The organism is Rhizobium sp. M1, assembly GCF_002531805.1.
GTDB lineage: Bacteria > Pseudomonadota > Alphaproteobacteria > Rhizobiales > Rhizobiaceae > Rhizobium > Rhizobium etli_C.
The window spans coordinates 159812-172982 of record NZ_NWSW01000017.1 but is presented as its reverse complement, the minus strand read 5'-3'; the positions used below and the strand labels follow the sequence as shown (position 1 = coordinate 172982).

The following is a 13171-nucleotide window of genomic DNA, read 5'->3' as shown; positions in this document are numbered from 1 at the left end:
AGCCCCGGAAGCTACGCCTCCGAACGCATGGGCTGAGGCTGGTCAAGACCTGCATCTCTTTTGCTGGCAAACGACAATCACCCGTTGCCTGCCGGCAGCAAGTATTTGATTATCTCGCTCAACGGGTAATCGAATCATGCTACGGGAGGGGGTGTCATGACCGACGAGGCGCTTGTTGATCGCATGGCGCTGCCGCGTCCCGACGTCACCGTCGCGGACGCGGAAGAGATCCTGCTTGATCATTACGGCCTGTCGGGCACGCTTGCCGAACTCGGCAGCCAGCAGGATCGAAACTACCGCGTCGACAGCGATCGCGGCCGTTATGTGCTGAAGATTTGCCATGCCGCCTACGAGACCCGCGAACTCGAAGCGCAGAACGCGGCGATCCATCACCTGAAAGGCAAGGCAGACGCGCCGCGTGTTCCGAACGTCGTCGCCACGAATGACGGGCGAGAAATCCTTGTCCTCACCGTGCGTGGGCAGGGCTACCAGGTCCGGCTGCTGGAATATCTCGAAGGCCAGGGGCTGACGGAACTGACATATGTCGCGCCGGCGTCCGTCGCAGCGCTTGGCGCTCTCTGCGCGAGGCTGGCGCAGGCGCTTGCCGATTTCGATCATCCGGGCCTCGACCGCAGCCTGCAATGGGATCTGCGGCGCGCCGGGCCGGTCGCCGTCCAGCTGCTTTCCGCCATCACCGACAGCGCTGCCCGCGACCGGATCGCCAAGACCATGGTGCTGGCCGTTCGCCGCATCCAGCCCCTGGCGCCGTCACTCCGGCTGCAGGCTGTCCATCACGATGTCACCGGCGACAATGTCGTCGGCCACCGTGACGCACGCGGCCATACGATCCCCGACGGGGTGATCGATTTCGGCGACATCATCCGCGGCTGGCTGGTCGGCGACCTCGCCGTCACCTGCGCCTCGTTGCTGCATCAGGCAAATGGCGATCCCTTTCATATCCTGCCTGCCGTCACCGCCTATCAGGCGATCTACCCGCTGAGCGACGACGAACTGAAGGCGCTGTGGCCACTGATCGTCGCCCGCGCGGTCATCCTCGTCGCCAGCAGCGAGCAGCAGATTTCACTCGATCCCGACAATGATTACGTCCGCGGCAATCTCGAGCGCGAGCGGGCGATCTTCGATACGGCAATGTCGGTTCCGTTCGAGCTCATGGAAGCCGCCATCCTCAAGGCAGCAGGCGCGGACGTCGCCGCTGCGCAAACATCGGAATGGCTGCCGCTGCTGCCTGACATCGATCCCGCCGCGATCGCCTATATCGACCTTGGCGTGCGAAGCCCGCATTTTTCCGCCGGCAACTGGCTGAATGCCGATATGGATTGGCGGCTGCTGGCCCGGGCTGCAGCCGAAAACGGTACGGCGGCAACGCGCTACGGCGAATATCGGCTCTCCCGCGCCGCCCTCGGAAACACCAAGGGACAGGCTACCTATGCCCTGCATGTCGACATATGCCTTGCTGCGGGAAGCACGATCACAGCACCCTTTGCCGGCCGCATCGGCTGGAAGGACCAGCATCTGACACTGACCTCCGAGACGATGACCCTGCACCTCGACGGACTTATCCCTTCGATCGAGGGTGGGGTCGACGATGGCGCCGTGCTTGCCGCCGGCGATCCGCTGGGTTCGGTTTCCGGAGAGGCGTCATCGCTCGGCGGGCTGCGCCTCCAGCTCTGCAGCGTCGCCGGCCTCGAACCGCCGCTCTTTGCCACGCCGCGGGAGGCGGCCGCCTGGTCGGTGCTCTGCCCTTCGCCCTCGCCCCTTCTCAGCCGAGGAGCGGATGCGCCGCAACCAAAAACTGCAGAACTGCTCGTCACGCGGCAGGCGCATCTCGCAGACCCGCAGAAGCACTATTATGCCGTGCCGCCGCAGATCGAGCGCGGCTGGAGGGAGCATCTGTTCGATGTCGAGGGCCGCGCCTATCTCGACATGGTCAACAATGTCACGATTCTTGGCCACGGCCATCCCAAGCTGGCGGCGGCGATCAGCGCCCAATGGCTGCTGCTCAATACAAATTCGCGCTTCCATTATGCCGCGATCGCGGAATTTTCCGAACGGCTCGCCGCCCTTTCGCCGGAGGGCCTCGATACGGTCTTTCTGGTCAACAGCGGCTCGGAGGCGAACGATCTGGCGATCCGGCTGGCGCAAGCCCATAGCGGCGCGCGCAATATGCTCTGCCTGCTCGAAGCCTATCACGGCTGGTCGGCGGCGAGTGACGCCGTCTCCACCTCGATCGCCGACAATCCGCAGGCGCTGACCACCCGGCCGGACTGGGTGCATGCGGTCGTTTCGCCGAATACCTATCGCGGCGCGTTTCGCGGGCCCGACACGGCAGCGAGCTATCTCAGCGCCGTCATGCCGATGCTGGACACGATCGACGCCGGCGGCCAAGGCCTGGCCGGCTTCATCTGCGAATCAGTCTACGGTAATGCCGGCGGCATTCCGTTGCCGGATGGTTACCTCCGGGAGATCTACGCGCAGGTACGGGCCCGCGGCGGCCTCTGCATCGCCGACGAGGTGCAGGTCGGTTATTCCAGACTCGGTCATTATTTCTGGGGTTTCGAACAACAAGGGGTCGTGCCCGATATCATCACCGTCGCCAAGGGCATGGGCAACGGCCATCCGCTCGGCGCCGTCATCACCACACGCGAGATCGCACAGTCACTGGAAAAGGAAGGGCCGTTCTTTTCCTCCACCGGCGGCAGCCCGGTCAGCTGCGTCGCCGGCCTGGCGGTGCTCGACATCATGGCCGAGGAAAAGCTGCAGGAAAATGCCCGCACGGTCGGCGAACACCTGAAGGGGCGGCTTGCGGCGCTGATCGACCGCCACCCGATCGCCGGCGCCGTGCACGGCATGGGCCTCTATCTCGGCCTGGAATTCGTCCGCGACAGAACGACGCTGGAGCCGGCAAAAGAAGAGACGGCGGCGATCTGCGACCGGCTTCTCGATCTCGGTGTCATCATGCAGCCGACCGGCGATCACCAAAATGTGCTGAAGATCAAACCGCCGCTCTGCCTCAGCATCGAAAGCGCAGATTTCTTCGCCGACATGCTGGAAAAGGTGCTCGACGAAGGCTGGTGAACGTAGCTCTTGCCGCCTTAACCAAAGCGGTCATTTCGAGGCATTTCGATTTTTGCCGACGTGGCCCATTGCCTGATACAGCAAGGCTTCCTATCTCTGCTGCGGCGGTCGAAAGAGTTTCGATTCTGTCATCCGAATTTTACGAAAAGCTGATATGTTTCTTTCCGTAAGTTCGGGCAAGGCGGAATGATTTTTTTCGGATCGTCGATTTTTTGACACGTTTCGGAATATGTTTCTGACAGGCTCTCGGGTAATCTCTACCAAGTTAGTAGATTATAGCAGATAGCCATCACCGGCCCCGGGCTCTTCCGGGACCACTCAAGCGCAACGCCAACGCAAGGAACGAGACATGACAGACATCGATATTCTCGCCGATCTCCTTGGGCGATCTGTGCTTGGCAATGACCGTCCGGGCGCCCTCTCCCGCCCGAACTGTCGAATGTGACGTTCGTCCTCCTTTCAACGGTACCAGACAAGTCAATTCGCCATGGCTGCGCATGTCGCGCGGCAGGAGTTCTATCCATGAAGAAGCAAGTTATCGAATATGCCGGCGTTCCCGTCGGAATCGTCATTCCCGACCAAGACCGGCTGAAGTTCATCGCCGTGAAATATCATGTCCACGACCTCGACGAGCAGCGGTTCGGCTCGCCCGACGAGGTGCGGCTGGCCATCCATGACCTGATGACCCGCCGTCATCCGAAGCCGGTTCATGCCTGAGGGCATGCGGCCGCTGCCGAGTTTGGCAGCCTTCCTGTTGTGACCGGTCCTTAGGGGCCGGTCTTGTTTTTTGAGGACAATTGCAGTCCTATCGGCGGCCCTTCGTGCACAAGGATCCGCCCTTGCCTGAGCTTCTCAACCTGATCACCGATATTGATGGCGTCGCCGTCGGCCATGCGACCGATCTCACCCTCGGCTCCGGCGTCACGGTCATCGTCTTCGACGAGCCGGCCATCGCATCCGGCACAGTGCTCGGCGGCGCGCCGGGCGGGCGCGACACCGGCCTGCTCGACCCGTCGATGACCGTCAGCGCCGTGGACGCCTTCGTGCTTTCCGGCGGCTCGGCTTTCGGGCTTGATGCCGCCGGTGGCGTGCAGGCGGGATTGCGCGAGATCGGCCGCGGTTTTGCGGTTGGTTCGGTGCGCATACCGATCGTGCCGCAGGCGATCCTGATGGACCTGCTGAACGGCGGCGATAAGGATTGGGGGCTGCATTCACCCTATCGGGACATGGGCTATGCGGCGTTGAAGGCGGCCGCCAAGGGCGTATTCGCGCTCGGCACCGCCGGCGCCGGGACGGGGGCGACAACGGCCACCGTCAAGGGCGGGCTCGGTTCGGCCAGCGCGGTCAGCAGCGCCGGGCACCGCATCGCGGCTGTTGTCGCCGTCAACGCGCTCGGCTCGGCAACGATCGGCGACGGGCCGCATTTCTGGGCGGCGCCCTTCGAGAAGGACGGCGAATTCGGCGGGCTCGGCATGCCTGTCGTGACCGACCACCGGATGCGGCTCAAGGGGATGAACACGCCGGCGACGACGATCGGTGCGGTGGTCACCGACGCGCAGCTGACGAAGGCGGAGGCGCATCGGCTTTCGCTTGCCGGCCATGACGGCTTCGCCCGGGCGCTTTTGCCGGCGCATCTGCCGCTCGACGGCGACACCGTCTTTGCCGCTTCGACCGGCAGGCATCGACGAGACGACATGGCAAGCCTGATGGAGCTTTGCCACCTCGCCACCATCGTGATGGCGCGGGCGATCGCCCGCGGCGTCTACGAGGCGAGCGCCCTTCCGGCCGAAGGCGCGCAGAAGGCGTGGCGCGACCGCTATCCTGACGGTCATTGATTGCATAAACATGTCTCGCAAAACTGTGCAGTGTTTGCGTCAAAGACATGCGGACAACAAAGACCGGAAGCGGCAGGCAGATCTGAAAGATCGCGGCACGCCTTATGGTCGCAACCTGGTGGAATGGGCATGATGAATAAGGTTTCGTTTGCGCCTTCGGGACGTTTCGTCCGGCGGCTTTCCCTTGGCGCTGCGCTTTCGGCCGGTCTGATGATGACGGCGATGACGCCGGCGGAAGCGGCGAAAACCACCCTCAACCTTGGCATGAGCGTCGAGCCGACCGGGCTCGACCCGACGATCGCAGCCCCCGTCGCAATCGGCCAGGTCACCTGGCAGAACGTGTTCGAGGGACTGGTGAGGATCGACCAGGCCGGCAAGGTTCAGCCGCAGCTGGCCAAAAGCTGGGAGGTCTCGCCCGACGGCCTGACATATACGTTCAAGCTGCAGACCGGTGTCAAATTCCACGACGGCGAGGCCTTCGATGCCGCCAGCGCCAAGTTTTCGCTCGACCGCGCCCGCGGCGCGGATTCGGTCAATCCGCAGAAGCGTTTCTTCGCCTCGATCGCCTCGATCGAAACGCCCGATGCCGAAACGCTGGTGCTGCATCTCTCAGCGCCGACCGGCAGCCTGATCTATTGGCTCGGCTGGCCGGCCTCTGTCATGGTCGCGCCGAAGACGGCGGCCGACGACAAGACGACACCGATCGGCACCGGTCCCTTCAAATTCGCCGGTTGGGCGAAGGGCGACAAGGTCGAACTCGCCAGAAATGCCGACTACTGGAACAAGGATGCCGCCGCCAAGCTCGACAAGGTGACCTTCCGCTTCATCGCCGATCCACAGGCGCAGGCGGCTGCGCTGAAATCGGGCGATCTCGACGCCTTTCCGGAATTTGCCGCACCCGAGCTGATGAGTTCGTTCGACGGCGATGCCAGGCTCGTCACCAGGATCGGTAATACCGAGCTTAAAGTCGTCGCCGGCATGAACAATGCCAGGAAGCCGTTCGACGACAAGCGCGTGCGCCAGGCGCTGATGATGGCGATCGACCGCAAGACGGTGATCGACGGCGCGTGGTCGGGCCTCGGCACGCCGATCGGCAGCCATTACACGCCGAACGATCCGGGCTATCAGGATATGACCGGCGTGCTGCCCTATGACGTCGAGAAGGCCAAGGCGCTGCTGGCCGAAGCCGGCTATCCCAACGGCTTCACCTTCACGATCAAATCGCCGCAGATGGCTTATGCGCCGCGCAGCGCTCAGGTGATGCAGGCGATGTTTGCCGAGATCGGCGTGACGATGAATATCGAGCCGACGGAATTTCCGGCGAAATGGGTCCAGGACATCATGAAGGACCGCAACTTCGACATGACGATCGTTGCCCATGCCGAACCGCTCGACATCGACATCTATGCCCGCGATCCCTATTATTTCAACTACAAGAACCCTGATTTCAACGCGCTGATGAAGAAGGTCCAGGAGACGGCCGATCCCGCCGCGCAGAATGCGATCTATGCGCAAGCGCAGAAGATCCTCGCCGAGGACGTGCCGGCGCTCTACCTCTTCGTCATGCCGAAACTCGGCGTCTGGGACAGGAAGCTGAAGGGGCTGTGGGAGAACGAGCCGATCCCTTCCAACGTGCTGTCCGGGGTTTCCTGGGAGGAGTGAGGCGGCGGGCCGGGTGGTGACGCAATAAAGGGGATGGCCTTGGACAGATCCGAGATGTATTTGGCCGATACAGCGTGCAGCCCTTCCCCTGGCTCGCCAACTCCATTCAGCTGGGGCCGAGATGGTTTGATTTCGCTGGACGGCACTCCTGGCGCCAGCGCCTTAGATGGCTCCTTCCACCCGCCCCACCCTCCGTCATGCTCGGCCTTGAGCCGAGCATCCACACGGCACCCACCAACAGCCGCGACATGGATCCTCGGCTCAAGGCCGAGGATGAGAGAGAGTGGGGTTGAACTTCTTGCCAAATCCAACGCCAGCCCATGGGAGAGCCGCCGTGCCACCTCGGCAGCGTGGCCCACATGATCGCCCTCCTTACCCGCCGCTTTGCCGGCCTTGTCATCACGCTTCTCATCGTCTCGCTGCTGATCTTCACCGTCATGGATCTCCTGCCCGGCGATCCCGCTTCGATCATGCTCGGCACCTCGGCAAGCCCGGAGACCTTAGCGGCGCTGCGCCATGATCTCGGACTCGACCAGCCGCTCATCCTGCGTTACGGGCAATGGTTGGCGGGCGTATTGTCAGGCGATCTCGGCCAATCCTACACCTATGGTGTTCCGGTCGCGGGATTGATCGTCGAGCGGCTGGCGGTGACGCTGCCGCTGGCGTTGATGGCGATCGCACTTTCGGTGGCGATCGCCCTGCCACTCGGGGTGCTGGCGGCCTCGCGCCGCGGCCGCGTCTTCGATATCGCCGCAGCGCTGTTTTCACAGATCAGCATCGCCATGCCGGCTTTCTGGGTGGCGCTGCTCCTAATCATTCTGTTTTCGACGATGCTCAGACTGATGCCGGCCGGCGGTTTCCCGGGCTGGGGCGCCGGTCTGCTGCCGGCACTGCAGGCGCTTATTCTGCCGGCGGTCGCACTGGCAATGCCGCAGGCGGGCGTGTTGACGCGGGTGGCGCGTTCGGCCGTGCTCGAGACGATGCATGAGGATTTTGCCCGCACCGCGGTGGCCAAAGGGCTTTCACGCAGCGCGGTGTTATGGCGGCACGTCGTGCCGAACGCGCTGATCCCGATCCTCACCATGATCGGGCTGCAGTTCACCTTTCTCGTCGCCGGCGCGGTGCTGGTGGAAAACGTCTTCAACCTGCCCGGCCTCGGGCGGCTTGCGCTGCAGGCGCTTGCCCAGCGCGACATCATCGTCATGCAGGATGTCGTGCTGTTCTTCGCCGCCCTCGTCATCGTGGTGAACTTCATCGTCGATCTCTCCTATCTAGCGATCGATCCCAGGATGAGAAAGGCGGCCTGACAGATGGCACCGATCACATTCACGGCCATTGCCCGCCGTCGTCCGGCACCTAGACTTAGCCGGCGAAAGAACCTGATCTCGGGTGCTGTCATCGTCGGCCTGCTGATCGCCGTTGCGCTGCTGTCGCTCGTCTGGACGCCGCTGCCGCCGGCAAAGATGCAGATCGTCCACAAACTGCAGCCGCCGCTCGCCTTCGGCCTGCTCGGCACCGACCAGTTCGGCCGCGACGTGCTGTCGATGCTGATGGCGGGATGCTGGAATTCGCTGTCGATCGCCATCAGCGCGGTTGCGATCGGCGGGACGCTCGGTTCGATCGCCGGCGTTTCGGCGGCGGCGATCCGCGGTCCTTTCGAAGCGCTGCTGATGCGCATCTGCGACGTCATTTTTGCCTTGCCGCCAATCCTGTCGGCGATGGTGCTCGGCGCCTTTCTCGGGCCGGGCCGGTTCACCGCGATCGCCGCGATCGCCGTCTTCATGATCCCGGTCTTTGCCAGGGTGACGCTTGCGACCTCGCTGCAGGCCTGGAGCCGGGATTATGTGACGGCGGCGCGCGCGATCGGCAATACGCGCCTGACCATTTCGCTGCGCCATGTGCTGCCGAATATCATCAGCCAGATCATCGTGCATGGGGCGATCCAGCTCGGGCTGGCGATCCTGACCGAAGCCGGTCTCAGCTTTCTCGGACTCGGCATGGCACCGCCGGCGCCGACATGGGGCCGGATGCTCGCCGATGCGCAAACCTATCTGGCGCTGGCCCCCTGGCTGGCGATCCTGCCGGGCCTTGCCATCGCGCTTGCTGTCCTCGGCTTCAACGTGCTCGGCGACGGCTTGCGCGACCTTCTCGATCCACGCGAGGCAAGCCGCTGATGTCCTCCCGAGACAAAAAGCCCAGGACCGAGGCCATGAGCGACACCCATCTGACCATCCGCGAGCTCAGACGGCGCTTCGCCGATAAAAGCCTTTCGCCGCTGGAATACTGGCTCGCGCTCGAAGACCATATCGCCGCCTGGGAGCCGTCGATTTCAGCGCTCTACCTCTACGATCCGGAAGCGGCGCGTGCGCAGGCGAAAGCATCGACGGCGCGGTGGGCGAAGGGACGGCCGCTCGGCGCGCTCGACGGCATTCCGGTGACGCTGAAGGAATTGATCGCCACGAAGGGCCAGCCGGTGCCGTTCGGCACCAAGGCGGTGGAGCTGAAACCGGCGGAAGCCGATGCGCCGGCCGCCGCCCGGCTGCGGGAGGATGGCGCGGTAATCTTCGCCAAGACCACCTGCCCCGATTACGGCATGCTTTCCTCCGGCCTTTCGAGCTTTCATCCCCTTAGCCGCAATCCATGGAACATCACACAGAATCCCGGCGGTTCGAGCGCCGGGGCTGCCGGCGCGGCGGCGGCCGGCTACGGGCCGCTGCATATCGGCACGGATATCGGCGGCTCGGTGCGCCTGCCCGCCGGCTGGACCGGCATCTTCGGCTACAAGCCGAGCCATGGGCGCATCCCGGCCGATCCCTATTATGTCGGGCGCTGCCTCGGCCCGATGACGCGCAGGGTCGAGGATGCGGCCTTTTCCATGGCGACGCTGTCACGGCCGGACTGGCGCGACGGCACCAGCCTGCCGCCGAACGATTTCAACTGGATGGATCTCGAGATCGACATGTCAGGCATGAAGATCGGCCTGATGCTCGATGCCGGCTGCGGGCTTGCGGTGGATGACGAAATCACGGGCGCGGTCGAAGCGGCGGCAAAAGGTTTCGAGAAGGCCGGCGCCACCATCATAGCCGTCCAACCGGTGCTGACGCGCGCCATGCTTGACGGGCTCGACAGCTTCTGGCGCGCCCGCCTCTGGAGCGATATCGCAGGCCTGGACGAAGAGCGGCGCGACAGTATCCTGCCCTATATAGGCGATTGGGCGAAGGCCGGCGCCGATGTCAGCGGCGTCGATGCGGTTAGAGGTTTCAACCAGACGATCGAAATGCGCAGGAGCTGCGGACAGCTGTTCACCACGATCGACGCGCTGCTCTCGCCGACCAACCCGATCATTTCCTATCCGGCCGAATGGGCATCGCCGACCAACGATCCGGCAAGGCCGTTCGAACATATCGCCTTCACCGTGCCATGGAACATGTCGGAACAGCCGGCCGCCTCGATCAATTGCGGCTTCTCCCGGTCGGGCATGCCGATCGGGCTGCAGATCGTCGGGCCACGCTTCGACGACATGCGGGTCCTCAAGCTGTCGAAAGCCTTCGAAGACTGGACGGGCGGCGTAAGCGCCTGGCCGCGGCCACCAGTCACTTGAACGGGCGGCGATAGCCGGTCGGCTGTTGGTAGAGCGAGCCTATGCGCTCGACGGCGGCCTCGAAATTCTCGCGCGCCACCGTCATGCTGTGACCATTGGCATGAAGGATGGTCTGCGGATCCTCGAAAATCGCCACATGGCCCTTCCAGAACACCAGGTCACCACGACGGATTTCGGAGCGGTCGATCGCTTCGCCGAGGCCGGCTGCCTGCATGTCGGTATCGCGCGGCGCCTGTCGGCCGGTCATCAGCATCGCAAGCTGGACGAGGCCGGAGCAATCGATGCCGAGACCGGAGCGCCCGCCCCAGAGATAGGGCGTCTCCAGGAATCGGGCGGCGATCTCGACATAATCGGCACCGTCGAGAGCGCCGATCGGCTGGACGTGCCTGGCGAAGATCGCGGTTCCATCCTCAAGCACGACATAATGATTGCCCCGCGCTTCCGCCTCGCCGGCGACGTGAACGCGGCTTCCCATCGAAAGCGTCGTCAGGTGCGGCTTGCGCAGTTCGGGCTCCGGGTAGAGGAAGGTGCGCGCGACGGTGACGATATGGGTCGGTGCCGGGTCAATTTGCGAGAGCGCGTCTGCGGGGAGATAACCGACATAACCGTCCGAAGCGGCTTTCACCCAGCACCAGCCGTCGGCGCGATCGAAAACCGTCACCTGCTCGCCAAGGAGCAGCTCCGTATCAATGCCGCGCGCAAGCGCCGGCTCGGGGCGCAAGGCAATGACGGGAACGGCGACGCGCGCGGGGGCGCCTTCCACGAAGCGCGACGCCTCCACCTTGCCTTCGAGTTCTGCTTCCGCGAGATCGGGCCTATAGGCATGCAGGCGGCGGTCGAACATCGTCATTCCCATTCCTTTCAGATCGCCCGTTCAGATCGGCAGACGGCGGCCCTGCTCCCGGACGAGATCGCCGAGCTTTTCCAGGTAAAGCGCGCCGCCGACGGTGCGCTTGATGATGACGTTGCGCCGGTCGGCATCGTCGCGCACGCGATCGACCAGGCCCATCTCGCCCATCGTGTCCAGCGCGCGGGTGATGACCGGCTTGGTGACACCGAGCGTGGCGGCAAGCCCGCGCACGGTGTGGGGCGGCGGCACCAGATAAATATGCAGCAGGATCGCCATCTGGCGCAACGTCAAATCGCGATCGTCAAGGCGCACCTGATCGAGCGCCACGCCATGCCAGAGCCCCAGCGCCTGCGAGGCGGTCAGTTCGATCGGCACGGCCCCTCCGGAAAATCGTTACGCTAGCGTTTCATTTTCCGGCAGTTGCCATGGACATGCAAGGGCGGCCGGCAATTGCCGTCCGGCAAGGTGAATAAAATTTTAACGATCGCCCTCTGTCCAACGCCAGCGCGGTTTCGGCCGACGTGCCTTAGAACAGGATGATTTTAGGCCCATTGGCCTAAAATCTGAATCCTGTTCTAAATTAAAGAGTTAGAGCATGATGTCATCCGAAAACCGCTTACACTTTTCGGCATCATGCTCTAGCGCAGGCCGGTGCGGATATGATGAAAGAGCGCGCGGATCGCCTGGGCTTCGCCGCCGCCCGGCGAATGCGGCCGTTCAGACTGGGCCCATCCGTAAATATCGAAATGCGCCCAGCTCTTCGTCTTGCTGACGAAACGCTTGAGGAAGAGCGCAGCGGTGATCGATCCCGCCATGCCGCCGGCCGGCGCGTTGGTGAGATCGGCGAATTTGGCGCGGATATCCTTTTCGTAGCCGGGATAGAGCGGCAAGCGCCAGATCGGATCGTCCGTTTCCAGGCTCGCTTCGGTCAGGTCATGCGCCAGATTGGCGTCGTCGGTGAAGAAGGGCGGAAGATCCGGACCCAGCGCAACGCGAGCGGCACCGGTCAGCGTCGCCATGTCGATCAAGAGCTCGGGTTCCTCCTCGTCGGCATAGGCGAGCGCGTCGGCCAGGATCAGGCGGCCCTCGGCGTCGGTATTGTCGATCTGGACGGTGAGGCCCTTGCGGCTGCGATAAATGTCGCCTGGGCGGAAGGCGTTGGAGGAGATCGCGTTTTCGACGACCGGGACGATGACACGCAGATCGACCTTCAGCTTGGCGTCCATGATCATCAGGGCGAGCCCCATGACGTTGGCGGCGCCGCCCATGTCCTTCTTCATCAGCAGCATCGAAGCAGCAGGCTTGATGTCGAGACCGCCGGTATCGAAGCAGACGCCCTTGCCGACGAGCGTCACCTTGCGATGGCCCTTCTTGCCCCAGCGCAGTTCGAGAAGGCGCGGCGCATCGGCGCTGGCGCGGCCGACGGTATGGACGAGCGGGAAGTTTTGCTCAAGCAGTGCGTCACCTGTTATCACCGATACTTCCGCCTTGTAATGCTGAGCCAGGCCGCGGAAAGCCGCCTCGAGCTGGTCCGGCCCCATGTCGTTCGTCGGCGTATTGATGAGATCGCGGGCGAGAAAGACGCCGGCGAGCTGGCGCTTGATGTCGGCGCCGTCGGCATCGCTCGGAATGAGCATTGTCGCAGGTGGAGATTTTTCCGATTTATAGCGGTCGAAACGGTAGCTGCCGAGCCCGAAGCCGAGGGCCAGGCGATTTGCCGTCAGCGGCGCGGTCTCGATGTGCCAGTCGCCGGCCGGCAGCGCACGCGGGAGTCTGCCGGCGATATAGGGCTGTTCGGACGGATTGGTGCCGAGGCCGAAAAGCGCGCCGCCGAGATGGCCTTCGGCGGTCGGGATCAGCAGCAGCGATCCGCTCTCTGCCTTGAACCCTGCCTTTTTCGCCCAGTCGAGGGCGATCGGATCGATTGTGCCGGTCTCGATATGGGCGGGTGTGACGGCAAAGATCGGCAGCGTCGAACCGCCCTTCGTGTTGAAGGGGGTCGGTCTTTCGATGAACTGATAGGGGGCCATGATTGTCCTTCGGCGGTCGTCAGGAATCACTCCTTAACGGTCTGTTAGGGTTAACAGACTATTGCTGGAGCGAAGATTGCGTCAAACCTTTCCCTGT

Annotated in this window: 10 protein-coding genes; 7 read left to right on the top strand and 3 right to left on the bottom strand. The window is 63.6% G+C overall.

Annotated features, from left to right (window positions below; all coding sequences use genetic code 11):
• The first annotated feature begins 156 nt into the window (after positions 1-156).
• The 7 genes from CO655_RS18330 to CO655_RS18300 all read left to right on the top strand — a co-directional run bounded on the left by CO655_RS18330 (position 157) and on the right by CO655_RS18300 (position 10194).
• Positions 157-3096 carry an aminotransferase gene (locus CO655_RS18330; RefSeq protein WP_097665795.1) on the top strand — a complete coding sequence of 980 codons (2940 nt, stop codon included), beginning with the start codon at positions 157-159 and terminating at the stop codon, positions 3094-3096.
• Between the two features lie 522 nt (positions 3097-3618).
• Positions 3619-3813: a hypothetical protein gene (locus CO655_RS18325; protein WP_097665793.1), complete on the top strand. Its 195-nt coding sequence runs from the start codon at positions 3619-3621 to the stop codon at positions 3811-3813.
• Between the two features lie 122 nt (positions 3814-3935).
• Positions 3936-4931: a P1 family peptidase gene (locus CO655_RS18320; RefSeq protein ID WP_097665805.1), complete on the top strand. Its 996-nt coding sequence runs from the start codon at positions 3936-3938 to the stop codon at positions 4929-4931.
• A 132-nt stretch (positions 4932-5063) separates the two neighbouring features.
• Positions 5064-6593: an ABC transporter substrate-binding protein gene (locus CO655_RS18315; RefSeq protein WP_176539272.1), complete on the top strand. Its 1530-nt coding sequence runs from the start codon at positions 5064-5066 to the stop codon at positions 6591-6593.
• 359 nt (positions 6594-6952) lie between these two features.
• Positions 6953-7900 carry an ABC transporter permease gene (locus CO655_RS18310; protein ID WP_097665791.1) on the top strand — a complete coding sequence of 316 codons (948 nt, stop codon included), beginning with the start codon at positions 6953-6955 and terminating at the stop codon, positions 7898-7900.
• 3 nt (positions 7901-7903) lie between these two features.
• Complete coding sequence (locus CO655_RS18305; protein ID WP_097665789.1) at positions 7904-8767, top strand: ABC transporter permease; 864 nt, start codon at positions 7904-7906, stop codon at positions 8765-8767.
• A gap of 35 nt (positions 8768-8802) precedes the next feature.
• Positions 8803-10194, top strand: a complete 1392-nt coding sequence (locus tag CO655_RS18300; protein ID WP_097665801.1) for an amidase — start codon at positions 8803-8805, stop codon at positions 10192-10194.
• Here CO655_RS18300 and CO655_RS18295 read toward each other — a convergent pair.
• From CO655_RS18295 to CO655_RS18285, 3 genes are all read right to left on the bottom strand, one after another.
• Positions 10187-11044, bottom strand: coding sequence for an NlpC/P60 family protein (locus CO655_RS18295; RefSeq protein ID WP_097665787.1), 858 nt, complete (start codon positions 11042-11044; stop codon positions 10187-10189). The genes CO655_RS18300 and CO655_RS18295 overlap by 8 nt on opposite strands.
• Before the next feature lie 24 nt (positions 11045-11068).
• Positions 11069-11419: a MarR family winged helix-turn-helix transcriptional regulator gene (locus tag CO655_RS18290; protein ID WP_010032039.1), complete on the bottom strand. Its 351-nt coding sequence runs from the start codon at positions 11417-11419 to the stop codon at positions 11069-11071.
• Between the two features lie 263 nt (positions 11420-11682).
• On the bottom strand, positions 11683-13074 hold the full coding sequence (locus CO655_RS18285) for a M17 family metallopeptidase (RefSeq protein WP_097665785.1): 1392 nt from the start codon (positions 13072-13074) through the stop codon (positions 11683-11685).
• Positions 13075-13171 lie beyond the last annotated feature (97 nt).

Bases quoted from the DNA above. Each gene is read 5' to 3' on its own strand.
- CO655_RS18330 (WP_097665795.1), top strand. From the start codon at position 157: ATGACCGACGAGGCGCTTGTTGATCGCATGGCGCTGCCGCGTCCCGAC.
- CO655_RS18325 (WP_097665793.1), top strand. From the start codon at position 3,619: ATGAAGAAGCAAGTTATCGAATATGCCGGCGTTCCCGTCGGAATCGTC.
- CO655_RS18315 (WP_176539272.1), top strand. From the start codon at position 5,064: ATGAATAAGGTTTCGTTTGCGCCTTCGGGACGTTTCGTCCGGCGGCTT.
- CO655_RS18310 (WP_097665791.1), top strand. From the start codon at position 6,953: ATGATCGCCCTCCTTACCCGCCGCTTTGCCGGCCTTGTCATCACGCTT.
- CO655_RS18305 (WP_097665789.1), top strand. From the start codon at position 7,904: ATGGCACCGATCACATTCACGGCCATTGCCCGCCGTCGTCCGGCACCT.
- CO655_RS18300 (WP_097665801.1), top strand. From the start codon at position 8,803: ATGAGCGACACCCATCTGACCATCCGCGAGCTCAGACGGCGCTTCGCC.
- CO655_RS18295 (WP_097665787.1), bottom strand. From the start codon at position 11,044: ATGACGATGTTCGACCGCCGCCTGCATGCCTATAGGCCCGATCTCGCG.
- CO655_RS18285 (WP_097665785.1), bottom strand. From the start codon at position 13,074: ATGGCCCCCTATCAGTTCATCGAAAGACCGACCCCCTTCAACACGAAG.